Source organism: Serratia sp. LS-1 (assembly GCF_003719595.1).
In the GTDB taxonomy this organism is placed as follows: Bacteria; Pseudomonadota; Gammaproteobacteria; order Enterobacterales; family Enterobacteriaceae; genus Serratia; species Serratia ureilytica.
The window spans coordinates 2135696-2159314 of record NZ_CP033504.1 but is presented as its reverse complement, the minus strand read 5'-3'; the positions used below and the strand labels follow the sequence as shown (position 1 = coordinate 2159314).

Here is a 23619-nt window from a genome sequence, read left to right as displayed (position 1 = left end):
AGGAGCTGCATTTGGCCGTGGGTCGAGGACGGAAAGCGACGCTGGCTAGCGTCGCCGCACAGGCGAACGTCAGCAAAATAACCGCTTCGCGGGCATTTTCACAGCCGGACAAGGTCCATCCGGAAACGTTGAGGAGAATTCGGGAGACCGCCGCCGAACTCGGTTACGTGGTCAATGCCGCGGCGCGCAATCTGCGGGCGAAAAGCAGCAGAACCATTGGCATCGTCAACCCCGACATGGCCAACCCATTCTTTGGCGGCCTGACGCGCCTGATGACGCTTGAAGCGCAAAAGATGGGGTACGACACGCTGGTGTTCGACTCCTATGAGTCTCAGGAAAGCGAAGACAGGATCATCGACAAACTCATTGGCTACAACGTCGATGCGATCATTCTCTCGGTCATTTCCAACGATCATCTGTACCGGCCTTCCTACCTCAAACGTCTGGAAACGCTTAATATACCGGTGGTGTTGATCGATCGGGAATTGGAGAGTCACCACTGCAGCGGGGTGTATATTGATAATCTGGATTGCGGCCTTCAGGCGGGGCGTTGGCTTCTGGAACAGCAGGCGCAGCGGGTGGTGGTGATCTCCGGGCCGGAGAATTCCAACGTTGCGCGTGACAGGGTCACTGGCTTGCAGGCGGCATTGCAAGGGAAGGTGGCTTCGCTCGACGTGCGGTATGCCGATTTCTTTATGGATGTCGCCTGGCAAGAGACGAGCCGCTGGCTGGCCAATAACCCCGCCCCCGATTTTTTCGTCGGCTGCAATAACCAGATCTCGCTGGGCATCATCAAGGCCTGTATCGAACATCGGTTGCCGTTGATGCAGGACGTGTCGTTGTTCAGCATCGATGAGGTTTCACATGCCGAGATCTACGGTTTCCATTTCCCCTGTGTGTCACACGACTTGCAAGAGATCGCCTGGCAAGCGTTGAATCTGGCGATCCGCCGTATTGCCGATCCTGAGATAAAGCCGGGCAAGGTGGTGGTGCGGGGAAAACTCGTCGTGTAACGGTGCCGGCAACGTGTAGCCGACATCTCCGTTAACCTTATCTGCCATTATTCATTTCAGCGCGTTCAGTCCGGCCCCTCATCGGGGGGCGGATAAGCAGCCACAAGCCGCTCCCCGCCGTTGCTGCGCCCAGCAGCATGGGCCAGGAAAGGGGCTCATCGAACATTAACCATGCCCAGCAGAAGGTGACGAAGGGGCTGAGGAACAGCAGGCTCGTCACACGCAATGCAGAGGTATGCCTAAGGCAGAACCAATACAAACCGTAACCGGCCAGGGTGGCCAAAAGCGCGGTCCAAAGCACGCCGATAACCAACCCTGTCGTCATGGTTGGCAGCAGCGGGCTTTCTGCGCCTGCCAGTGGGGCAAAAGCCAGCGCTGAAATCGCGCTTTGTATCCCCAACCTGGCGGGCAGGCTCACCGCTTGCGCTTGCGCTTGCGCCTGCGGCAGCCGTTGCTGCCACAGCGTCGCCAGTGCCAGTGACAGCATCCCCGCCAGCGGCAACAGGTAGCTCCACAATGGCGCACTTCCCCAGGAAATAGCACCGCCCGTCGCCAATATCACCCCGAGAGAGCCTAATGCCAGGCCGAGCCAGACGCGGCCATCGGGCAGCCGGCGTAGAAACAGCATGTTCAAGAGTGCGGTGCCGAGAGGGAGCAAATCGGCGATGAGCGCGGCCAACCCGGTCGGCACGCCGTACTCGATGCCTTTACTGACGCCGGTCAGGTATCCGGTCATGGCAAGCAGCCCGATCCCGGCATGAGCGGCTACCGACTGCGGCGAGGAGCGCCTGATGGCGCGAAGGCTAAACGGCATCAGCAGTAAAGCGACCACGACACAGCGCCAGAACGCCACCAGCAACACCGGCGCGTAATCGGCGGCGAAACGGATGCCGACAAAGCCCGAGCTCCAGGCGACGATCAGCAGGACTTCCGCTGCCGGCAACCAGACGGCGGCTTTGTCGCCCACCTTATCGCGGCAGGAAGGTGGACGAAATTCTGACAGGGGCATGGTGATCTTCTCCTTTTTCCCCAAGGGTAGTGAGCCGCTATAATTTAATAAATCGAATAATTTTCGTTCAGTTGTTTAATGGAGTTAAACCATGCGGCCAACCCTGGACATTAATCTTTTGCGCACTTTTCACGCTATCGCCCGTTTGGGGCAATTTCGTGCGGCGGCGACCTTTGTTCATCGCAGCCCAGCCGCGGTGAGCGTTCATATTCAGCGTCTGGAACAGGTCGTGGGCGGCCGCTTGCTGGAGCGCGACAATCAGTCCGTCGTGTTGACGCCCTTAGGCGACAAACTGCTGGCCTCGACGCTCGGGCTGTTGAATGCCCACGACGATATTCTGCGTGAGCTGCAGGGCGCACCGCTGAGTGGACACATCAAGCTGGGAGTGCCTGATGAATACGCATCACATGTCATGCGCGATGTGCTGCCGGCGTTTGCCACCCGTTTTCCTGCGGTGATGCTGGAGGTGTCTACGGCCGCCAGCCAGGCGTTGGTTGAACAGATCGGACGCAACCGGCTACAGCTGGCGTTAGCGGTGCTGCCGATGGGGGGACTGCGCCAGATGCCGCTTGCGGTGACTGCGCCGGTTTGGGTTGGCGGCCGCCGGTTGGCGCTGGATATGGCCCAACCGATACCATTGGCGTTGCATGCCGCCGATTGCCCTTACCGAGAGGCTATGATCGATGCATTGAGCGGGGCGGGAAGGCATTGGCGAGTGGTTGTGAGCAGCCCATCGGCCAGCGTGGTGGCTGCCGCCGTCGAGGCAGGATTGGCCGTCACGCTGCTCGACCGCGCACGCGTGACGGCGGCGATGCGGATCCTCGACGAATTGCCGTCGGTCGCTCCGCACGAAGTGCAGCTGCTGCGCTCTGCCGCTGCCGCCGGTCAATCGGCGGTGGCGATGCTGGAAAGCGTTATCGGTGAGTATTTCCGGGGCGGAACATGAATATCGACCGCGTGGGGAAGACGACCCGAGCGCGACGGTCAAGCAGAGGTGTGGCTAGCGCCGGAAACGCCGTATAGCGGGGCGTTCCCGGTATTCGGAGGGCTGGAGATCAGAACACCTGTTTGAACGGCTTCACCGTCACGTCGGCGTAGACGCCGGCGGCGACGTACGGATCCTGCTGCGCCCAGGCCTGGGCTTCCGCCAGTGAGGCGAACTCGGCGATCACCGTTGAACCGGTGAAGCCGGCGGCGCCGGGATCGTTGCTGTCGATGGCCGGGTTAGGGCCGGCGACCACCAGACGGCCGGCGTCACGCAGCGCCTGCAGGCGCGCCAGATGTGCCGGGCGCACCGCCAGACGGTTTTCCAGTGAGTGGGGAACGTCTTGCGCGTAGATCAGATAAAGCATATTTCACCTGTAAAATCATGGCTATAAAACGGTGCTACCAAGGTAGCGCAAAAGGCGCGGCAGGGGAACGGCGCGCGGTGAATTTATGGGGGGGATTGGCGCTTATGCCTTGAAGCCGCTACTTTTTATTCGTATAGTGCGGCGCGCTTAAACAGATATGCCATTGAGGTGAGGACATGACGGAACTGGTAAGGGAAAAACTCGATTTGCCTGCGGGCAAAAGCAAACTGCTGCTGCATTCTTGCTGTGCGCCCTGTTCCGGCGAGGTGATGGAAGCGATCCAGGCGTCCGGCATCGAGTACGCTATTTTCTTCTATAACCCCAACATTCACCCGCAAAAAGAGTATTTGCTGCGTAAGGAAGAGAACATCCGTTTCGCCGAAAAGCACGGGGTGCCGATCATCGATGCCGATTATGACACCGACAACTGGTTCGAACGCGCCAAGGGCATGGAACATGAGCCGGAGCGCGGCATTCGCTGCACCATGTGCTTCGACATGCGTTTTGAGCGCACGGCGCTGTATGCGCATGAGCACGGTTACGACACCATCTCCAGCTCGCTCGGCATCTCGCGCTGGAAGAACATGCAGCAGATTACCGACTGTGGCATTCGGGCGGCGGAAAAGTATCCCGATCTGGTGTATTGGGATTACAACTGGCGCAAGAAGGGCGGCGCGGCCCGCATGATAGAGATCAGCAAGCGCGAACGCTTCTATCAGCAGGAATACTGCGGCTGCGTCTATTCGCTGCGCGACACCAACCTGCACCGCAAAGCGCAAGGGCGGCCGCTGATCAAACTGGGCGTGCTCTACTATGGTGATGAAGAATAACGCTTAATCACCGCAATCCACCCGCTACGGCGGGTTTTTTATTTTTTAGCGCTGTCTGAACGTTAACGAAGCGTGTTGATTCGGCGGTAAAAAAGCAACGTTCAGGTTAATATCCTTATGAGTTTGCTGGTTTTCGCCGCGGAGACTGACGATTAAAGCGATAGTTTGTCTTTCGTTATTGAATATGATTGCTATTTGCATTTAAACTTGGCGAACCAGAGGAAACAGAATCATTATGCCGCTAAAAAAGATGTTCCTTAATCGCCGTATATCCGTGCCTTTCGTCTTGTCCGTAGGCCTGCACAGCGCCCTGGTGGCGGGACTGCTTTACGCTTCGGTAAAAGAAGTGGTTGAGCTGCCAAAGCCTGAAGAGGCGCCGATCAGCGTCATGATGGTCAACACCGCCGCGATGGCTGAACCGCCGCCGCCTGCTCCGGCAGAACCGGAGCCGCCGCAGGTGGAACCTGAGCCGGAACCTGAACCAGAACCTATTGTGGAGCCGCCGCCGAAGGCGATTGTGAAACCGGAGCCGGTCAAGCCGAAACCGAAGCCCAAGCCAAAGCCGAAGGTAGAAAAACCGGTGAAACCGGAGCCGAAGAAGGTCGAGCCGCGCGAGCCTTCGCCGTTCAATAACGACTCGCCGGCCAAACCGATCGATAAAGCGCCGGTGAAACAAGCGCCCGCCGCGCCGGTACAGGGCAACTCGCGCGAGGTCGGGCCAAAACCGATCAGCCGTGCGGAACCGATTTATCCGCCGCGCGCCAGAGCCTTGCAGATCGAAGGCAACGTGCGGGTGCAGTTCGACGTCGACAGCGATGGCCGCGTGACCAACGTGCGCATCTTGTCGGCTGAGCCGCGCAACATGTTCGAGCGTGAAGTGAAACAGGCGCTGCGCAAATGGCGGTATCAAGCCAAAGAAGCGAAGGATCTTATCGTCAATATTCGTTTCAAGCTGAACGGCACCACCGAAATGAACTGATTTCGGTTTGCGCCAAGAAAAAAAGGGTCGCCTCGGCGACCCTTTTTGCATTTGCGGCGCAGCCGCAGGCTTACTCTTCGAAGCCGACGCGGAAATTCATTTTACCCTCAGGCAGCGCGCGCGAGTTGCCTTCCGCATCGACCGCCACGTAGGTGAACACCGCTTCGGTCGCCCGGTAGCGTTGGCCGATTGGGGCGGAGGAGACTTTCTTTACCCACACTTCGATATTGATGGTGATCGAGCTGCGCCCGGTGCGGATGCAGTGCGCATAGCAGCAAACCACGTCGCCTACCGCCACCGGTTTCAGGAAGGTCATGCCGTCTACGCGTACCGTCACTACGCGCCCCTCGGCGATCTCTTTTGCCTGGATGGCGCCGCCGATGTCCATTTGCGACATCAGCCAGCCGCCGAAAATATCGCCGTTGGCATTGGTATCGGCCGGCATCGCCAGCGTGCGCAGCACCAGCTCGCCGCTGGGTAAAGGTCGTTGTTGTGTCATAGCAGTCTGCTTTTAAAAGGAGGGAATCACATCATACTGCCCGCGGCAAGCGCCGCAGGCATTAACAAATTTGTAACTATTTTTTCTGTTCTGCCGGCATGTGCCGGTAAATATAGATGCCGCTGAGCAGGGTGAATACCAGCGTCAGCACCGTCAGGCCAAAGACTTTGAAATTGACCCAGACGCTTTGCGGCAGCCAGAAGGCGACATAGATGTTCGCCAGGCCGCAGGCCAGGAAGAAGAGCGCCCAGGCCAGGTTGAGATTGCTCCACACTTTGTCCGGCAGCGTCAGCTCTTTGCCCAGCATGCGCTGAACCAGCGGCTTTTTGAGCACCCACTGGCTGATCAGCAGCGCCAGCGCGAACAGCGCGTAAATCACCGTCACTTTCCACTTGATGAATAAATCGTTGTGGAACACCAGCGTCAGGGTGCCGAACACCAGCACCATCAGGAAGGTGATCAGCGTCATCTTCTCGACCTTGCGGTATTTCACCCAGGTGAACACCAGCGCCAGCGCGGTGGCGACGATCAATGCGCCGGAAGCGACGTAAATGTCGTACAGCTTGTAAAAAGCGAAAAAGACAATTAACGGGAGGAAATCAAGAAACTGCTTCATAAATCAATCCATCATCTGTTCATCGGCCGACTATACCGGATTCGGCGAGTTCTGTGTACCGCCGGGCGCTGCCGATTATCGGCGTTTGGCCGGCGGATTTCTGCCGCGAAAGCAGGAATTTGCATAAACTTACGCAAGAAAGCACGGGCGCATTGCCAGCGCTGGCCGCAGATCGCATAGTAAGTGCCATAATAACCAGATAATTTACCGCGGAAAACAGCATGCAGTGGAAATCTCTCCAGGCCCTGACGCCTGGTTTGACGCATTTATTGGGCTATCAACGCAGTTGGCTCAAACCGGATATGCGCGCCGGTCTTTCCGTCGCCGCCGTCGCCTTGCCGGTGGCCATCGCCTATGCCGAACTGGCCGGGGTTAGCCCGGTGGTGGGGCTTTATTCCTGTATCTTGCCGATGGTGGCCTATGCGCTGTTCGGTTCGTCACGCCAGCTGATCGTCGGGCCCGATGCCGCCACCTGTGCGGTGATCGCCGCGGTGGTGACGCCGCTGGCGGCGGGCAATATGGAACGCCATTGGCAGTTGACCATCATGATGACCGCGATGATGGGCGGCTGGTGCCTGTTGGCCAGCCGGTTCAAGCTGGGGGCGCTGGCGGATCTGCTGTCGCGGCCGATCCTCAGCGGGCTGCTGAACGGCGTGGCGCTGACCATTATCGTCGATCAGATCGGCAAGGTGTTGGGGTTCACAGTGCGCCCGGCGCAGCTGATCGAGCGCATCTACGCGCTGCCTGCCAACCTGTTGCACAGCGACTGGCTGACGATGGCGGTGTCCTTGTTGACGCTGGTGACGCTGCTCGGATTTAAAAAATGGCGGCCTAACTGGCCGGCGCCGCTGTTCGCCATCGTGCTGGCGGCGTTCGTCACCTGGGCGGGCGGATTGCAGCAGTATGGCGTGGTGACGGTGGGCGGTTTCAGCGGCGTGTTGCCGATCGTCCAGTGGCCGGACTTTCAGCCCGGGCTGCTGCGCGACATGGTGATCCCGGCGCTCAACCTGGCGGTCGTGAGCTTTGTCAGCATGATGCTGACCGCCCGCAGTTTCGCGGCCAAAAATGGCTATGAGGTCAACGCTGACGCTGAGTTTCGCGCGCTGGGGATGGTGAATATCGTCTCCGCATTGTCGCAAGGCTTCGCCATCAGCGGGGCGGATTCGCGCACCGCGGTGAATGACGCCAACGGCGGCAAGAGCCAGCTCGTGTCGATCATCGCCGCCGCGGTGATCGCTTTCGTCTTGCTGTTCCTGATGGCGCCGCTGCAGTTTATTCCGGTGGCGGGATTGGGCGTGGTGCTGATGTATGCGGCCTGGTCGCTGCTGGATTTTCGCGGCATCTGGATCTTGCGCCGTCGCAACGCACAGGCTTTCCGCCTGGCGATATTTACCTTCCTCAGCGTCTTGTTGGTCGGGGTGATCAGCGGCATCGGGCTGGCGGTATTGCTGGGGCTGATGCAGTTTCTGCACACCGTCTTTCGGCCGACGGAACAGCTGCTGGGCGTTAACGACGAAGGCATGATCCATTCCATGGGCAACAACAATGGGGTGAAGGCGGTGCCCGGCGTCATGATGTATCGCTTCAATTCGCCGCTGACCTACTTCAACGTGGCCTACTTCAAACGCCGCATTCTCAATTTGGTCGACAGTACGCCATTCCAGCCGCGCTGGGTGGTGGTGGACGCGGTGGCCAGCTTTACCCATGCCGATATCAGCGTGCTGGCGGCCATCGACGAACTGAAACGCGATCTGTTGCAGCGTAACGTCAAACTGGTGCTGGCCGGGCGCCGCACTGAACTGACGCGCTGGTTCCGCATCAATCGGTTGGGGCGGGACAAGGAGCTGATTTTGGTGCCGGATCTCTATCTGGCGCTGAAGCTGATTCAGAGTAAGGAACAGGCGGAAGCCGCCACGGTGGGGTAAACAAAAAGGGGCGCGCCGAAGCGTGCCCCTGGGCATTTGTTGCGCCGGCGTCAGCCGCGCAGCAGCATATACAAACGGAACAGATAGATCAGCAGCAGGGCGGAGACCAGGTTGCTTAACGCGGTCAGCACGACGCTGGCCACGTTCGGCGTCAGCACTGACAGATGGCTCACTAAAAACAGCACCAGTAGCTTGGCCGCCAACCACAGCATCATCGCCGGCACAATCACGCGCGCATTGGCGAAGGCCAATTTGCTGCTCAGCTTGAGCGAAGCGAAGACGCCTTTCTTGTCGACGGAGGCGATCACTGGCGCCAACGCGAAGGCGATAGCCATGATCACGCCCGGCACCACGAACAGCGTCAGGCCGAGCTGGATCAGCAAGGTGCAGATAAACAGCAGCAGCAGCAGGCGCGGCAGATCGGGCGCCGAGGCGCCGAGCGCGCGCAGGGCGCTGGTGCGTTGCCCCTGAGACACCAGACGGATCAACGTCAGCATCCCACCGACCAGCAGCACGTTGCCGACCAGCGCGGAGAACGTGGCGGCGGCCGACACTTTCAGCAACACCATCTGCTGTTCCGGCGTCATCTGCTGGATCACGTCCTGAATGCCCATGCCGGTCGACGACGCAAAATCGCTGGTGGAGGCGGCCAGCGTCGCCAACTGTTCGGCATCGGGGCTGAAAGCTTGGTTCAGCAGCACCGAGATAAACGCCGTCAACAGCGCCAGCATCAGGATGCTGGCCAGTTGATTGCGTAAAAAGTTAAAACTGTCACGGTACAAAGCGTTGGCCGTGATAGGCATGCAGACTCCTTGGCGTCGAGAAAACAGAGATAAATCAGTGGGTGATTGTACCCTGTTCCACGCCGCTGTGGCACCCCGCGAATTGCACTACGTCTATTTCTTCAACGATCGTCGTCTCAGGCAACGACAGCGGCAAGGGCACCGGCAAGGGGGGCAGGCCGTAGCGTTCGCGAGCGCGATCGCAGGCTTCGTTGCGCAGGCCGTTTTCACCGGACTGATCGAACTCTCTGCACGGGCTTGGCCGATTAAGATAAATCGAGCACGACACGGCTTTGCCAATCTCGCCGTCCAGCGCGGTGCAGCGCGGAGACTTGCTGTTGGTCCCCTGCATGCAGCGCAGGAACGGGGTCAGAGGCTCCGTCAGGGAAAGGGGAACGGTGCCGCCGCCGTCTTCGGCTTCGGCCCAATAGAATGACACTCGAAAATAACCGCAGCATGCGCCGCAGCTGACACAGGGATTAAGGATTTCGCTCATCTTGATTGCCCGCCGACTCCTCACGGCACCAACCAAAACCAACACGGAAGATGAAATTACCTCAGCCGTATTTTTTTCCGCAACTGAAATTTGAACATGTAGATAATTTGCAACAAAATCGTTTTTTTGATGCAGATCAATCCTTGATTTATTAAGCGGTTAGGTAACCTTGTTTTTGGTGGGATTTTAAAATTTTACACATAAGATGTGATCTCGATGGGATCACAAATACCCGAAAGTAGGTATATTCCCCCTCGAGAGATTAACCACACAAATGGAATGGATAATGAAAAAGACAACTCTGGTGGTATTGGCGACGATGATGGCGCCTATGTTGGCAAGTGCGCATCAGGCCGGTGATTTCCTGTTCCGTGCGGGCACCGCGACGGTGCGTCCAAATGCGGGCTCGGACAACGTATTGGGTTTGGGATCGCTGGATGCGAAAAACAATACCCAGCTCGGTTTGACCTTCGGTTATATGGTGACGGACAACATCGGCGTTGAGTTGTTGGCCGCGACACCGTTCCGCCACAAGGTTACCTTGGGCGGCACCGATCTGGCGACCGTTCATCAACTGCCGCCTACGCTGATGGCGCAATACTACTTCGGCGACAAGCAGGACAAACTGCGTCCTTATCTGGGCGTCGGCGTTAACTACACCACTTTCTTCGACGAGAAGTTCAACGACTACGGCAAAAGCGCCGGGTTGAGCAACCTCGATCTGAAAGACTCCTGGGGCGTGGCGGCACAGGCCGGTCTGGATTACAACCTGGATGAGCACTGGATGCTGAACATGTCGGTGTGGTGGATGAACATCGAAACCAAAACGCGTTTCAACGACGCGAACGGTGGGCACCACAGCTTCGATACGCGATTGGATCCGTGGGTGTTTATGTTTGGGGCGGGTTATCGCTTCTGATGAAGGCCGCAAACAGGGAGGCATTGCGCCTCCCTGTGTCGGTATTATTTAACCTGCATGACGTTCTCAACAGATTTCACGCCGGCCACGCCGCGTGTGACCTGCACCGCACGATTGGCGTCATCGCTTGACGTCACGAAGCCGCTCAACTGCACGCGTCCTTTAAAGGTTTCCACGCTGATTTCGCGCGACTTGATGTTTTTATCCGCCAGCAGCGCCGATTTCACTTTGGTGGTGACCACGGTGTCATCGATATAACCGCCTGTTCCCTCCGATTTCGCCGTCGGTGCGCAAGCGCTCACCGCGACCGCCACAACGGCTGCCATGCACAAGGCCGAAAGGGTTTTAAACAGCTTCATAAATTACTCTCCATGCAATGTTATGGTTGAAATTCGATGCGGTTTTTTCGCCGCAGCGAGCGCATTCCCCAAATCAAATGAAGAAATGCATAGCGAACAATGTTTATTGTGAGACAAGACGCGGGTTTGTTCAAATTTTTGCTGTAAATAAATAGAACAAACTTTGAGGGGAAACAAGCTGTTAAAGCGAGCGCCGGCAAGGCGCTCGCCGAAGGGGATCACGCGCGGGTCGCGTGCTTCATCGCGCTGACGAAGGCCGCCAGCTTGGTCAGCATTTCCGCCGGGTTGGCATGGTGCCGTTCGATGATTTTGACGATTGCCGATCCGGAGATGGCGCCGGCGGCGCCGGCCTGCAGCGCAGCCTTCACCTGCTCGGGCTCGGAGATGCCGAAGCCCTGCAGCGGCGGCGCGGCGTGATACTCGCGCAGCTTGTTCACCAGGTGATGCAGCGGCAACTGCGCCCGGCTTTCGGTGCCGGTGACGCCGGAACGCGACAGCAGATAGGTGTAGCCGCGACCGTGCGACGCGATTTCACGCAGCAGATCGTCATCGGCGTTCGGCGGGCAAATGAAGATGGGCGCGATACCGTGGCGCACGGCCGCGGCGCGGAACGGCGCCGATTCTTCAAACGGCACGTCGGCGACCAACACCGAATCCACGCCCACTTCGGCGCAGCGCTGGTAAAACGCATCGATGCCTTTATGGAACACCAGGTTGGCGTACATCAGCAGGCCGATGGGAATGGTCGGGTGCTTCTGGCGGATGGCCGCCAACATCTCGAAGCACTGGGTCGGCGTGACGCCGGCGGCGAAGGCGCGCAGCGTCGCGCTTTGGATGGTCGGGCCATCCGCCAGCGGATCGGAGAAGGGAATGCCCAGCTCCAGCGCGTCCGCACCGGCTTCGATCAGGGTGTCGATAATCTGCAGCGACAGCGCCGGGTTAGGATCACCCAGCGTCACGAACGGGACGAAGGCGCCTTCCTTGCTGCTTTCCAGACGCGTGAACAGTTGCTGATAACGTTCCATCAGATTTCTCCCCGTGCTTTCAAAATGTCGTGAACGGTAAATATGTCTTTGTCGCCGCGGCCGGATAGGTTGACCACCAGGATTTGCTCTTTTTGCGGCGTTTCACGGATCATTTTCAGCGCGTGCGCCAGGGCGTGTGAAGATTCCAGCGCCGGGATGATGCCTTCATGGCGCGACAGCGCTTTGAACGCCTCCAACGCTTCGTCGTCGGTGATCGACACGTATTCGGCGCGACCGGTGCTGTTCAGGTAGGCGTGTTGCGGCCCGACGGACGGGAAGTCCAGCCCGGCGGAGATTGAATAGGATTCTTCAATCTGGCCTTCGGCGGTCTGCATCATCGGCGCCTTCATGCCGAAATAGATGCCGACGTGGCCATGCTTGAGCGGCGCGCCGTGCTGACCGGTTTCGATGCCCAGACCGGCGGGTTCCACGCCGATCAGCCCAACGTCGGCGTCATCGATAAAATCGGCGAACATGCCGATGGCGTTGGAGCCGCCGCCGACGCAGGCGATGACCGCATCCGGCAGGCGGCCTTCGCGCTCCAGCACCTGCGCTTTGGTCTCTTCGCCAATCATGCGCTGGAATTCACGCACGATGGTGGGGTACGGGTGCGGGCCGGCCGCGGTGCCGAGCATATAGTGCGCGGTTTCATAACTGCCGGACCAGTCGCGCAACGCTTCGTTGCAGGCGTCTTTCAGGGTGGCGGAGCCGCTGTGCACCGGGATCACTTCCGCGCCCATCAGCCGCATGCGGAACACGTTCGGCGACTGACGCTCAACGTCTTTGGCGCCCATATAGATACGGCATTTCAGGCCGAGCAGCGCGCAGGCCAGCGCCGACGCGACGCCGTGTTGGCCGGCGCCGGTTTCCGCGATGATCTCGGTTTTGCCCATGCGCTTGGCCAGCAGGGCCTGGCCCAGCACCTGGTTGGTCTTGTGCGCGCCGCCGTGCAGCAGATCTTCCCGCTTCAGATAGAGTTTGGTGTTGCTGCCGGCGGTGAGATTTTTGCACAGCGTCAGCGCCGTAGGGCGGCCCGCGTAGTTCTTCAACAGATCGATGAATTCCGCCTGAAACGCCGGATCGCGCTGAGCGCTGACAAAGGCTTCTTCGAGTTGTTTCAGGGCCGGCATCAGAATTTGCGGCACGTATTGACCACCAAATTCGCCGAAGTAGGGGTTAAGCAGCGTCATGAGAGTTCCCGTCATTATCCGTTATTAATGTAGAGCCGTATTCAGTAAGCGCGCAGGGTTTGGAAGACCGAGGCCAGGCGCGCGGGATCTTTGATGCCCGGTTCGCTTTCCACGCCGGAATTGAAGTCCAGACCGGCGCAGCCGAGCTTGGCCGCTTCGACGCAGTTGTCGGCGCGCAGACCGCCCGCCAGCATCACGTTAGTCAGATCTTCGCCTTGCAATACCGACCAGTCGAAGCGTTGGCCGGTGCCGCCTGCGCCGTTGTCCAGCAGATAGCGATCGACATGCTGCAGATCGCGCGCCGGCACCCGTTCTTTCACGCTCAGCGCTTTCCAGATGCGGCAATCGGCCGGCAAGCGGGCGCGCAGGGCGCTGATATAGGCCTGGTCCTCCGCGCCGTGCAGTTGCACCGCCTGCAGACCGAGGCGCTCTACGGTCAGCGCCACGGTATCGAGCTGGGCGTCGCAGAAGACGCCGACGTACTTCAGCGGCGCGCCGGAAATGACTTCGCGGGCGCGGACGATATCCACATAGCGCGGCGAGCGGCCGACGAAAATCAATCCGCCGTAGATGGCGCCGGCCTGATACGCGGCGGCGGCGTCCTGTGGGCGAGTCAGGCCGCACACTTTATTGTCGCCCAGGATCACACGGCGCACGGCGGCGCGCAGATCGGGTTCCGACATCAGCGCGCTGCCGATCAGGAAACCGTTGGCGTAGTGGCTGAGCTCGCGGATCTGCCCGTAGTTGTTGATGCCCGACTCGCTGATCACCGTCACCCCATGCGGCACGCGCGGCGCCAACTGCCGGGTGCGGTCCAGATCGATGCTCAGATCGCGCAGATCGCGGTTATTGATGCCGACCACGCGGGCTTCCAGCGCGATCGCCCGCTGCAGCTCTTCTTCACTGATCACTTCGGTCAGCACGCCCATATTGAGGCTGTGGGCCACCGCCGCCAGCTGGCGGTATTGTTCGTCGGTCAACACCGACAGCATCAGCAGGATAGCGTCGGCCTGGTAGTAGCGCGCCAGGTAAATCTGATACGGGTCGATGATAAAGTCTTTGCACAACACCGGTTGGCTGACGGTTTTGCTCACCAGCGGCAGGAAATCAAAGCTGCCCTGGAAGTATTTCTCGTCGGTCAGCACCGAGATCGCCGAGGCGAAATCTTTATAGACCGTGGCGATCTCCACCGGATCAAAGTTTTCGCGAATCAGCCCCTTGGAAGGCGAGGCCTTCTTGCATTCGAGAATGAAAGCCGTACGGGTGCCCTGCAGCGCGTGGTAGAAGCTGCGTTCGCTCGGTACGATGTCATTCTGAAAGCCGGCCAGGGGCTGTTGCTGTTGTCGCGCCGCGATCCATTGCGCTTTGTCGCGGACAATCTTGTGTAGCACGGTTTCCTGCATCATTTATCCTCTTGCCGCCAGTGCGATGACACGCTCATAGGCCTGCCCGCTGTTGATCATATCCAGTGCCTGCCGCGCATTTTGGCGCAGGTCTTCATGTCCGAATAACTTCAGAAGCAACGCGACGTTGGCCGCGACCGCCGCAGCGTGCGCCGGCTCGCCTTTACCTTGTAACAGCCGCGCCAAAATGTCACGGTTTTCTTCCGGCGTGCCGCCCAGCAAGGCCTCCAGCGGATAGGTTTCCAATCCGAAGGACTGCGGGGTAAGCTGATAACTGCAGATTTCGCCGTTGTTCAATTCCGCCACGTGCGTCGGGGCGTGGATCGCCACCTCGTCCATGCCGCCGCCGTGAACCACCGCCGCGCGCTGATAGCCCAACACGCGCAGGGTTTCGGCGATCGGCAGCACCAGTTCCGGGCTGTAAACGCCGATCAGCGCCAGCGGCGGACGCGCCGGGTTGATCAGCGGGCCCAGCACGTTGAACAGCGTGCGGGTCTTCAACTGCTGGCGTACCGGCATGGCGTGACGGAAGCCGGTGTGGTACTGCGGCGCAAACAGGAAGCACACGCCAAGATCGTCCAACGCCTTGCGCGCCTCTTCCGCCGGCAGATCCAGACGGATACCGAATGCCGCCAGCAGATCCGAAGAGCCGGAGCGGCTGGAGACGCTGCGGTTGCCGTGTTTGGCGATTTTCGCGCCGCACGCCGCCGCCACAAAGGCGCTGGCGGTGGAAATATTGATGCTGTTGGTGCCGTCGCCGCCGGTGCCGACGATATCGGCAAACAGATAGTCAGGGCGCGGGAACGGTTGAGCATCTTCCAGCAGCGCTTTGGCGGCGCCGGCGATCTCTTCCGGGCGCTCGCCGCGGACTTTCATGCTGATCAGCGCCGCAGCCAGTTGGCTCGGCTCCAGTTCGCCGCGCACGATGGCGCTGAACAGCTGCTGGCTTTCCTGCTGGCTCATCGATTCAGCGCGGTACAGTTTCTCAAGGATAGGTTGCATCGTCGTGTTCCTTTTATGACTTCGCCAGCGCCCAGGCCAGGGTCTGCTCAAGCAGGCGCGCGCCATGGGTGGTCAGAATCGATTCCGGGTGGAACTGGAAGCCGCATACGCGGCGGCGATCGTCGCGTACCGCCATCACCATCTCGCCGAACCGGGCGTTGACGGTCAGATCGGCCGGGATGTTGCTGCCGACCAGCGAGTGGTAACGCGCCACCGGCAGCGGGTTGGCCATGCCGGCGAACATGCCTTCACCGTCGTGAACGATCGCCGAGGCTTTGCCGTGCAGGATTTCCCCCGCCTGGCCGACCTGGCCGCCATAGGCTTCGACGATCGCCTGGTGGCCGAGGCAGATGCCGATGATCGGCAGCCGGCCGCGCAGGCGTTGCAGCAGTTCCGGCATGCAGCCCGCTTCGGAAGGGGCGCCGGGGCCCGGCGACAGCATCAGCACCGGCTGTTCCATCTGCGCCAGACGCTCGATGATCACCTCGGCGGCGATCTGGTTACGGTAAATCACCACCTGGTGGCCGCTGGCGCGCAGCTGATCGACCAGGTTGTAGGTAAAGGAGTCGACGTTGTCGAGCAGCAGGATATCGGCCATCAGAACACCTCCTTGGCATGGTGCGCAGTGGCGATGGCGCGCAGCACGGCACGGGCTTTATTACGGGTTTCGTCGGCTTCCGCCTGCGGGATGGAGTCCAGCACGACGCCGGCGCCGGCCTGCACGGTGGCGATGCCGTCTTCGACGTAGGCTGAGCGAATGACGATGCAGGTATCCAGATCGCCGGTGGCGGTAAAGTAGCCTACCGCGCCGCCGTAGCTGCCGCGGCGCGTGCCTTCGGAGGCGGCGATCAGCTGCATCGCCCGCACTTTGGGCGCGCCGCTCAGGGTGCCCATATTCATGCAGGCCTGGTAGGCGTGCAGCACGTCGAGATCGGCGCGCAGGGTGCCCACCACGCGGGAAACCAGGTGCATGACGAACGAATAGCGATCCACTTTGGTCAGGTCGGCCACGTAGCGGCTGCCGGCCTGGCAGATGCGCGCCAGATCGTTGCGCGCCAGATCGACCAGCATCAGGTGCTCGGCCAGCTCTTTGTGGTCGGTGCGCATTTCCAGCTCGATGCGGCTGTCGAGATCCAGATCCAGTGAACCATCGGCTCGGCGGCCGCGCGGGCGGGTGCCGGCGATCGGGTAGATTTCGATCTGGCGATTGCCCGCGTCGTATTTCAGCGCGCTCTCCGGCGAAGCGCCGAACAGGGTGAACTCGTCATCTTGCATGAAGAACATGTACGGGCTGGGGTTGTTGTCTTTCAACGTCTGGTAGGCCGCCAGCGGCGCCGGGCACGGCAGGGAGAAGCGGCGCGACGGCACCACCTGGAAAATCTCGCCGTGACGGATCGCTTCCTGCAGCCCGCTGACCACCGCGCCGTACTCTTCGTCGCTCTGGTTGCAGCTCAGCTGCATGTTTTCCAGCTTTTGGTGCGGGATTGGCTGCGGGGTTTGTTTCAATTCGGTCTGCAATTGCGCCAGACGCTGCTGCAGGCGTTGTATTTCACTCGCTTGCTCGCTGAAGACGCTGGCCTGCAATCGGGCGGAACCGCGTTGATGATCCAGCACCAGCAGGGTTTCCGCCAGATAGAAGCAGAAGTCCGGGCAACGTTGATCCTGGCGCAGCGTCGGCAGGTTTTCGAAACCGGCGACCAGATCGTAGGCGAACAGGCCGCCCAGCATCACGGCTTCACGCTCGTCCGCCGGGGAGTCGACCAGGGTCAGCAGCGTGCGCAGCGCGTCGAATACCGACAGGGAGCGCAGGCGCGCGTCTTCGTCCTGCACCTCGTCGATCGCCGGGAAGGTCAGCTCGCGGCCGTTTGGGCGCGCCTGAATGCTGACCTCGGGCGGCAGCGCTTCGTCCAGCAGCGGCAGCAGCGCCGCGCCATTGGCGGTGAGCGCCTGCACGCTGACGGTGTGACCCAGCGCGGTGATGCGCAGCGCGCTGTCGATCACCAGCAGGCTCTGCAGATTCTGTTTACTGTTGATTTCCGCCGACTCCAGCAGCAGGGTGGCCGGCCGGGCGCCGCACAGCTGGTGGAAAAGGGTGGTGGGATCGCCCCGGTAACTGGCCTGCGCCTTCAGTAATGTCAATTGTGGTTTGATGTTCATCATCGGTGGTTCCAGTGAATTCTGTCCATAAAAAAGCCCGCATCAGGTGCGGGCTCAGGAAATCTGCATTGTCAGATGACAGCTATGCGCGATTACACCGCCCGCAAGAGGGAGGTACGCCACCAACCGTGAAGAGAAATGTATGTGTTCATTTGCAGACTCTCTTTGTTAACTCTCATCCGACACGGCCACTGCCGTGAACTTGTGTACTAGTTAACTGGTTCGCGAGGGCAAAGTCAACCCCCTTTTTGTACAATGTTTTAGCGGTCAGCGTGAATTCTGTTCATCATCCCGCCCGCGCGCCCAGCCGGGGCAGAATAGATTTCCGTCCGGCCGCCGATCGCAGGTATGATAGAAAACCAAGCCATTGCCGGATAGCCGTTTTGACAGACAGTAACCCTCAATCCACCGCTTTTACCCTGTACGATCTCCACAGCCATACGACCGCCTCCGACGGCTACCTGACGCCGACGCAGCTGGTGCAGCGGGCGGTAGAGATGCGCGTGGGGGTGTTGGCGATCACCGATCACGACACGACCGCCGGGCTGGCCGAGGCCGCCGCCGCCATCGCGGAGCAGGCGTTGCCGTTGCGGTTGGTCAATGGAGTGGAAATCTCGACGCTGTGGGAAAATCATGAAATCCATATTGTTGGGTTGGGTATGGACGTCGCGCATCCGGCGCTGGTGGCGCTGTTGGCGGAACAAACCGAACGCCGCAACCGGCGGGCGCAGGAGATCGGCGTGCGGCTGGGCAAGGCGCGTATTCCCGACGCCTATGCCGGCGCCCAGCGCCTGGCCGGAGCCGGCGCGGTGACCCGCGGCCATTTCGCCCGTTACCTGGTGGAGATCGGTGTGGCGGACAATATGGCTCAGGTGTTCAAGAAATACCTGGCCAAGGGGAAAACCGGCTATGTACCGCCGCAGTGGTGTACAATAGAACAAGCCATTGATGCGATTCATCAATCGGGCGGCCAGGCGGTGATGGCGCACCCGGGCCGTTACGATTTGACCGCGAAATGGCTGAAACGCTTGCTGGCGCATTTCGCCGAACACGGCGGCGACGCCATGGAAGTGGCGCAGTGTCAGCAGGCGCCGCATGAGCGCACTCAGCTGGCGAAATACGCGCAAGACTACCGCCTGTTGGCCTCGCAAGGCTCTGATTTCCATCAACCTTGCTCGTGGATCGAACTGGGGCGCAAGCTGTGGCTGCCGGGCGGCGTCGAGCCGGTGTGGCGCGATTGGCCGCAGCCGGGCCAGGCGGTCTGATTTTACGCGCGTGGCAACGCGCGCGGGCATTATTTTAGGAGCAAGTCATGAGTCAGCTTTTTTATATTCACCCGGACAACCCGCAGCCGCGCCTGATCAACCAGGCGGTAGAGGTGCTGCGCAAAGGGGGGGTGATCGTCTATCCCACCGATTCCGGCTATGCGCTGGGCTGCATGCTGGAAGAGAAGGCGGCGATGGAGCGCATTTGCCGCATCCGTCAGCTGGACGGCAACCACAACTTTACCCTGATGTGCCGCGATCTGTCCGAGTTGTCGACCTATGCTCACGTCGATAATACGGCGTTCCGTCTGATCAAAAACAATACGCCGGGCAACTACACGTTCATTCTGAAAGCGACCAAAGAAGTGCCGCGCCGCCTGATGAATGAAAAGCGCAAAACCATCGGCCTGCGCGTGCCGTCGAACCCGATCGCGCTGGCGCTGTTGGAGGCGTTGAACGAACCGATGATGTCCACCACGCTGATGCTGCCGGGCAATGATTTCGCCGAGTCCGATCCGGAAGAGATCAGCGATCATTTGGGCAAGGTGGTCGATCTGGTGATCCACGGCGGCTTCCTCGGCCAACAGCCGACCACGGTTATCGATCTGACCGAATCCTCGCCGGAAGTGGTGCGCGAAGGCGCCGGCGACGCGGCGCCTTTCCGCTGATGTAAAATATTGCCACCTTGCCCATTGTCTGAAAAACGGCTGAAGCGACGCTATTTCGCGTGAAAGCCGCTATTCTTGAAGACTTCAGAATTGATAATGGGCAGGATGCGCAGCAATGATTAAACAGGTTTCTTTTTTAGCGGCCTTATTATTTTCCTCAATGGCGAATGCGGGTTTTTATTCGGGCAGCGGTTTGCTGGCGGAATCCGGCGGTTACGTAAAAAATAAAAGCGGTGAAGCCACCGTGGCCGAAGCGCTGAATGGCGGCATGTTTATGGGATACGTCGCCGGCGTATTCGATACCTATTCCATGCAGGGCAATCGCAATATCTGCCCAGAGGCCGGAATGAGCATCGGCGTAGCCGCCGACGCGGTAATGCAGTACTTGAACGAACATCCCGAGCAACTGCATTATTCCGCACCGTCGGTGATTATGCTGGCGTTGAGCGCCGCCTATCCCTGCGTGCGCCATTAAATTCCCATTCCAATAAGTGCGCATTTTTTCATAAGGTGCGCTCGGGTCTTTTCCGCACGAACTTCAATAGATCATGACCTGCTGCGCTGTCACCCTTAGCCCGTCGGTAATTCCCGAACGGGTCGGGGAGAGACGCGCAGGAGGTAATATGACCGCATTTCACAGTGCCAACATGACGCTCGATTATCAGGATATCGGCTCAGGGCCGCTCACGTTGGTGTTGCTGCCCGGCTGGTGCGAACCGAAAACCGTGTTTGAGCCGTTCATCGCGCTGGCGGCCGACGGTTATCGGACGATCAGCATCGATTGGCGTGGCCACGGCCTGTCGTCAAAAGCGGCGGAGATGTCGCTGACGGCGGACGATTTGCTGGAGGATGTGCGCCAATTGCTGACGGCGCTGCGTTTGGACAACGTGATCACCCTGTCGGTGGCGCACGCCAGTTGGTTGGCGGTGGCGTTGGCCGAGGCGTTGCCGCAGCAGGTGCAGGGCATGGTGTTTCTCGATTGGATCATGACGCAGCCGGAGCCGGCGTTCTTTGCGGCGGTGAGCCGCATGCAGCAGCCGCAGCAGTGGCTGGCGGCGCGCGACGCCTTGTTCGACTTCTGGCAGGGCGGCATCTGCCACGGTCGGGTCAAACGCCATCTGGAGGTCGAGATGGCGCAGGAAGATGACCGGCTCTGGCGCGCCGCCGGCGTGGCCATCGAACAGGCCTACCGGCAGTTCGGCTCGCCGCTGCAACGCCTGGCGGGAATGAGCGCGCCGCCGCCGTGCCGGCATATTTACTCGCTGGATCGCCGCGATGACTATCTGCGGCAACAGCAGGCATTTGCCGCCGAGCGGCCGTTTTTCTCCGTGGCGCGTTTAGAAGAGGCCCGCACTCACCTCGGCATTCTGGAACGGCCCGACGCGGTGCTGAGGGCGGTGGAGGACTTCTTGGCGCCGTGAACGCCGCTTGGGGGCACCGCCGATAAAGTGGGTTTCAACACCTTAGAAAGCCTGTATAATGCGCGGTTCGATCTTGATAAACGTATTATTACCGTTGCGGCGATTGGCCGCGGCGGTTATCCCCCCGACGCCTGTGAAGGCGACATTAGAGGTTGCTCAATGAGCGAAAAGTTACAGAAAGTATTAGCGCGCGCCGGGCACGGCTCGCGTCGTGAAATCGAAACCATGATTGAAGCCGGGCGCGTCAGCGTCGACGGCAAGGTCGCCAAGCTGGGCGATCGCGTTGAAGTGACCCCGGCGATGAAAATTCGTCTGGATGGTCATGTCCTGTCGATCAAAGAGTCCGAAGAGGTGGTCTGCCGCGTGCTGGCTTACTACAAACCGGAAGGTGAGCTGTGTACCCGCAGCGATCCTGAAGGCCGCCCGACGGTGTTCGATCGCTTGCCGAAGCTGCGCGGTTCGCGCTGGGTGGCGGTAGGGCGACTGGACGTCAACACTTCTGGTCTGCTGCTGTTCACCACCGATGGCGAACTGGCCAACCGTCTGATGCACCCAAGCCGTGAAGTGGAACGCGAGTACGCGGTGCGCGTGTTTGGCCAGGTCGACGATGCGAAAGTGAAGCAGCTGAGCAAAGGCGTGCAACTGGAAGACGGCCCGGCCGCGTTCCGCACCATCAGCTTCCAGGGCGGTGAAGGCCTCAACCAATGGTACAACGTGACCCTGACCGAAGGCCGCAACCGTGAAGTGCGTCGCCTGTGGGAAGCGGTGGGCGTGCAGGTGAGCCGCCTGATCCGCGTACGCTACGGCGATATCGATCTGCCGAAAGGCCTGCCGCGCGGCGGCTGGGCCGAGCTGGATCTGCCGGCGATCAACTACCTGCGCGAGCTGGTTGAATTGAAACCGGAAACGGTCAGCAAGATGCCGGTGGAGCGTGAGCGCCGCCGCGTGAAGGCTAACCAAATCCGTCGCGCGGTCAAGCGTCACTCGCAGGTGGCCGGCAGCGGCCGTCGCAGTGCGCCGGGCAGCAAACCGAGTAAATCGGGCAAACCGAGCAAACGCAGCTAATCCCGTCATTCTGGCCCCGTTCGGGGCCAGAACGTTTTGTTACCAATCGATCCCCTGTTGCGCCTTGATGCCCGCGTCGAACGCGTGTTTCACCGGCCGCATCTCCGTAACCGTATCCGCCATTTCCAGCAGCTCGCGATGGCAACCGCGCCCGGTCAGTATCACCGTTTGGTGCGCAGGGCGCTGCCGCAGCGCTTCTTTGAGCTCTTCCAGCTCCAGATAGCCGTAGGTCAACATGTAGGTCACTTCGTCCAGCAGCACCAGATCCAGGCCGCTGTCGGCCAGCATGCGTTTGCCGTGCTGCCACACCGCCTGGCAGGCGGCGGTGTCGCCTGCCTTGTTCTGCGTCTCCCAGGTGAAGCCGGTAGCCATCACCTGAAATTCAACGCCATGTTGCTGCAGCAGATTCTTTTCGCCATTGGGCCACTCGCCCTTGATGAACTGGATCACCCCGGCGCGCATGCCGTGACCGACCGCGCGGGTGACGGTGCCGAAGGCGGCGGTGGTTTTGCCTTTGCCGTTGCCGGTAAACACCAGCAGCAGGCCGCGGGTGTCCTGCGCCGCGGCGATGCGTGCATCGACCTGTTCTTTCAGGCGCTGCTGGCGCTGTTGATGACGATCTTCCGCCATGAAACGCTCCTTATTATTCGGCCGCGCCGGGTTTGCGGTTCGGCTGGGCGTCGAAGCTCATGCCGGTTTTTCGCCGGCTGTCCTCGCCCATCAGATACAGGTACAGCGGCATGATGTCAGCCGGGGTTTTCAGCTTGTTTTTGTCTTCGTGCGGGAAGGCGGATGCGCGCATTTTGGTGCGAGTTCCGCCCGGATTGATGCAGTTTACCCGCAAATTACGATTTTTGTATTCATCGGCCAATACCTGCATCATGCCTTCGGTGGCGAACTTCGACACCGCATAAGCGCCCCAGTCGGCGCGGCCGGTGCGCCCGACGCTGGAACTGGTGAACACCAGCGACCCGGCGTGGGATTTCAGCAGCAGCGGCAGCAGCGCCTGAGTCAGCATAAAGGTGGCGTTGACGTTAACCTGCATCACCTCTTGCCACATGGTTATCGACAGGTCGGCCATCGGCGCAATGTCGCCCAGCAGGCCGGCGTTGTGCAGCACGCCGTCCAGGCGCGGAATTTGGCGCGCCAGATCGTCGGCTATCTGCCGGCATTGCTCCGGCGTGGCGTGCAGCAAGTCGAGCGTGACCACCAGGGCCGGGGCGCCGCCCTGGGCCGCGATCTCTTGTTGTACCGCCAGCAGTTTGCTCTCGGTGCGTCCCAGCAGCACTAACTGGGCGCCGAAGCGAGCGTAGGTCAGCGCCGCTTCGCGGCCGATGCCGTCTCCGGCGCCGGTGACCAAAATAATGCGTTGTTCGAGTAGATCTTGTTTGGGTTGGTAATGCACGATAAATCCTCGCCTGGGTGGCTGTTCTCCCGCGTATCGTGGGGAGCAAGGGTGAAACGCGCGGCCAGGGCGGGAGCGAGAGCTCGACCTTCTGCGGGCCGCGCAGCGAATCTGTCTCATCATATTGATGAATAATGGGTGTTATATGCCTTAATCCGTACGCATTTTCAATGCGTAGCAGGCTGAAATGACATTCTTTTGTAACAAAAGCGGCGCGGCGGCGGCTTGGTTCGGCCTTG

24 protein-coding genes, 1 pseudogene and 1 other annotated feature are annotated in these 23619 nt (G+C 60.1%); of the genes and pseudogenes, 11 read left to right on the top strand and 14 right to left on the bottom strand.

Going from position 1 to position 23619, the window contains the following annotated elements; translation table 11 throughout:
• Window positions 1–11 precede the first annotated feature (11 nt).
• Window positions 12–1013, top strand: coding sequence for a LacI family DNA-binding transcriptional regulator (locus EDY99_RS10430; RefSeq protein ID WP_033643286.1), 1002 nt, complete (start codon window positions 12–14; stop codon window positions 1011–1013).
• Window positions 1014–1050: 37 nt separating this feature from the next.
• Here EDY99_RS10430 and EDY99_RS10425 read toward each other — a convergent pair whose 3' ends face one another.
• Window positions 1051–2022 carry a DMT family transporter gene (locus EDY99_RS10425; RefSeq protein WP_123061739.1) on the bottom strand — a complete coding sequence of 324 codons (972 nt, stop codon included), beginning with the start codon at window positions 2020–2022 and terminating at the stop codon, window positions 1051–1053.
• Between the two features lie 91 nt (window positions 2023–2113).
• Here EDY99_RS10425 and EDY99_RS10420 point away from each other — a divergent pair, with 91 nt between their 5' ends.
• A complete protein-coding gene (locus EDY99_RS10420; protein ID WP_123061738.1) occupies window positions 2114–2968 on the top strand; it encodes a LysR family transcriptional regulator in 855 nt (284 codons plus the stop codon).
• A 109-nt stretch (window positions 2969–3077) separates the two neighbouring features.
• Here EDY99_RS10420 and EDY99_RS10415 read toward each other — a convergent pair whose 3' ends face one another.
• Window positions 3078–3374, bottom strand: a complete 297-nt coding sequence (locus EDY99_RS10415; protein ID WP_033643283.1) for a YciI family protein — start codon at window positions 3372–3374, stop codon at window positions 3078–3080.
• Window positions 3375–3550: 176 nt separating this feature from the next.
• Here EDY99_RS10415 and EDY99_RS10410 point away from each other — a divergent pair, with 176 nt between their 5' ends.
• Together EDY99_RS10410 and tonB are read left to right on the top strand one after the other, a co-directional pair.
• Window positions 3551–4204: an epoxyqueuosine reductase QueH gene (locus EDY99_RS10410; RefSeq protein WP_033643282.1), complete on the top strand. Its 654-nt coding sequence runs from the start codon at window positions 3551–3553 to the stop codon at window positions 4202–4204.
• 235 nt (window positions 4205–4439) lie between these two features.
• Window positions 4440–5183, top strand: coding sequence for a TonB system transport protein TonB (gene tonB / locus EDY99_RS10405; protein ID WP_033643281.1), 744 nt, complete (start codon window positions 4440–4442; stop codon window positions 5181–5183).
• Window positions 5184–5253: 70 nt separating this feature from the next.
• Here tonB and yciA read toward each other — a convergent pair whose 3' ends face one another.
• Together yciA and EDY99_RS10395 are read right to left on the bottom strand one after the other, a co-directional pair.
• Window positions 5254–5682, bottom strand: coding sequence for an acyl-CoA thioester hydrolase YciA (gene yciA / locus EDY99_RS10400; protein ID WP_004932085.1), 429 nt, complete (start codon window positions 5680–5682; stop codon window positions 5254–5256).
• 76 nt (window positions 5683–5758) lie between these two features.
• Window positions 5759–6298: a septation protein A gene (locus tag EDY99_RS10395; protein WP_033643280.1), complete on the bottom strand. Its 540-nt coding sequence runs from the start codon at window positions 6296–6298 to the stop codon at window positions 5759–5761.
• 221 nt (window positions 6299–6519) lie between these two features.
• Here EDY99_RS10395 and EDY99_RS10390 point away from each other — a divergent pair, with 221 nt between their 5' ends.
• On the top strand, window positions 6520–8223 hold the full coding sequence (locus EDY99_RS10390; protein WP_123061737.1) for a SulP family inorganic anion transporter: 1704 nt from the start codon (window positions 6520–6522) through the stop codon (window positions 8221–8223).
• Window positions 8224–8273: 50 nt separating this feature from the next.
• On the opposite strand, the gene EDY99_RS10385 is transcribed toward EDY99_RS10390, so the two are convergent.
• Together EDY99_RS10385 and EDY99_RS10380 are read right to left on the bottom strand one after the other, a co-directional pair.
• Complete coding sequence (locus EDY99_RS10385) at window positions 8274–9026, bottom strand: YciC family protein (RefSeq protein ID WP_033643278.1); 753 nt, start codon at window positions 9024–9026, stop codon at window positions 8274–8276.
• 34 nt (window positions 9027–9060) lie between these two features.
• On the bottom strand, window positions 9061–9501 hold the full coding sequence (locus EDY99_RS10380; protein WP_033643277.1) for a YkgJ family cysteine cluster protein: 441 nt from the start codon (window positions 9499–9501) through the stop codon (window positions 9061–9063).
• A gap of 286 nt (window positions 9502–9787) precedes the next feature.
• Here EDY99_RS10380 and ompW point away from each other — a divergent pair, with 286 nt between their 5' ends.
• On the top strand, window positions 9788–10420 hold the full coding sequence (gene ompW / locus EDY99_RS10375; protein ID WP_019452715.1) for an outer membrane protein OmpW: 633 nt from the start codon (window positions 9788–9790) through the stop codon (window positions 10418–10420).
• A 44-nt stretch (window positions 10421–10464) separates the two neighbouring features.
• Here ompW and EDY99_RS10370 read toward each other — a convergent pair whose 3' ends face one another.
• From EDY99_RS10370 to EDY99_RS10340, 6 genes and pseudogenes are all read right to left on the bottom strand, one after another.
• Window positions 10465–10779 (bottom strand): BON domain-containing protein, encoded by a 315-nt coding sequence (locus EDY99_RS10370; protein WP_016927515.1) that lies wholly within the window; start codon window positions 10777–10779, stop codon window positions 10465–10467.
• 218 nt (window positions 10780–10997) lie between these two features.
• Window positions 10998–11804 carry a tryptophan synthase subunit alpha gene (gene trpA, locus EDY99_RS10365; RefSeq protein ID WP_123061736.1) on the bottom strand — a complete coding sequence of 269 codons (807 nt, stop codon included), beginning with the start codon at window positions 11802–11804 and terminating at the stop codon, window positions 10998–11000.
• Window positions 11804–13009: a tryptophan synthase subunit beta gene (gene trpB / locus EDY99_RS10360; protein WP_170852993.1), complete on the bottom strand. Its 1206-nt coding sequence runs from the start codon at window positions 13007–13009 to the stop codon at window positions 11804–11806. The genes trpA and trpB overlap by 1 nt, the downstream gene beginning before the upstream one ends.
• A 26-nt stretch (window positions 13010–13035) precedes the next feature.
• Complete coding sequence (gene trpCF, locus EDY99_RS10355; protein ID WP_089191876.1) at window positions 13036–14397, bottom strand: bifunctional indole-3-glycerol-phosphate synthase TrpC/phosphoribosylanthranilate isomerase TrpF; 1362 nt, start codon at window positions 14395–14397, stop codon at window positions 13036–13038.
• Window positions 14398–14400: 3 nt separating this feature from the next.
• Window positions 14401–15997, bottom strand: a pseudogene (gene trpD / locus EDY99_RS24795) (bifunctional anthranilate synthase glutamate amidotransferase component TrpG/anthranilate phosphoribosyltransferase TrpD).
• Entirely contained in the window at window positions 15997–17559 is a 1563-nt protein-coding gene (locus EDY99_RS10340) for an anthranilate synthase component 1 (protein WP_033643270.1), read from the bottom strand. The pseudogene trpD and the gene EDY99_RS10340 overlap by 1 nt, the downstream one beginning before the upstream one ends.
• Before the next feature lie 24 nt (window positions 17560–17583).
• Window positions 17584–17687: a sequence feature (Trp leader region), on the bottom strand.
• 252 nt (window positions 17688–17939) lie between these two features.
• Between EDY99_RS10340 and EDY99_RS10330 the strand changes: the two genes are divergently transcribed.
• From EDY99_RS10330 to rluB, 5 genes are all read left to right on the top strand, one after another.
• Complete coding sequence (locus EDY99_RS10330) at window positions 17940–18821, top strand: PHP domain-containing protein (protein WP_042784676.1); 882 nt, start codon at window positions 17940–17942, stop codon at window positions 18819–18821.
• A gap of 47 nt (window positions 18822–18868) precedes the next feature.
• On the top strand, window positions 18869–19489 hold the full coding sequence (locus EDY99_RS10325; protein WP_033643268.1) for an L-threonylcarbamoyladenylate synthase: 621 nt from the start codon (window positions 18869–18871) through the stop codon (window positions 19487–19489).
• Window positions 19490–19604: 115 nt separating this feature from the next.
• Window positions 19605–19964: a Rap1a/Tai family immunity protein gene (locus EDY99_RS10320; RefSeq protein ID WP_016927523.1), complete on the top strand. Its 360-nt coding sequence runs from the start codon at window positions 19605–19607 to the stop codon at window positions 19962–19964.
• Between the two features lie 148 nt (window positions 19965–20112).
• Window positions 20113–20910, top strand: coding sequence for an alpha/beta fold hydrolase (locus EDY99_RS10315; protein ID WP_123061735.1), 798 nt, complete (start codon window positions 20113–20115; stop codon window positions 20908–20910).
• A gap of 159 nt (window positions 20911–21069) precedes the next feature.
• Window positions 21070–21975 carry a 23S rRNA pseudouridine(2605) synthase RluB gene (rluB, locus tag EDY99_RS10310; RefSeq protein ID WP_033643266.1) on the top strand — a complete coding sequence of 302 codons (906 nt, stop codon included), beginning with the start codon at window positions 21070–21072 and terminating at the stop codon, window positions 21973–21975.
• A gap of 39 nt (window positions 21976–22014) precedes the next feature.
• Here rluB and cobO read toward each other — a convergent pair whose 3' ends face one another.
• On the bottom strand, window positions 22015–22605 hold the full coding sequence (gene cobO / locus EDY99_RS10305; RefSeq protein WP_033643265.1) for a cob(I)yrinic acid a,c-diamide adenosyltransferase: 591 nt from the start codon (window positions 22603–22605) through the stop codon (window positions 22015–22017).
• A gap of 13 nt (window positions 22606–22618) precedes the next feature.
• Complete coding sequence (locus EDY99_RS10300) at window positions 22619–23380, bottom strand: YciK family oxidoreductase (RefSeq protein WP_033643264.1); 762 nt, start codon at window positions 23378–23380, stop codon at window positions 22619–22621.
• Window positions 23381–23619: the final 239 nt, after the last annotated feature.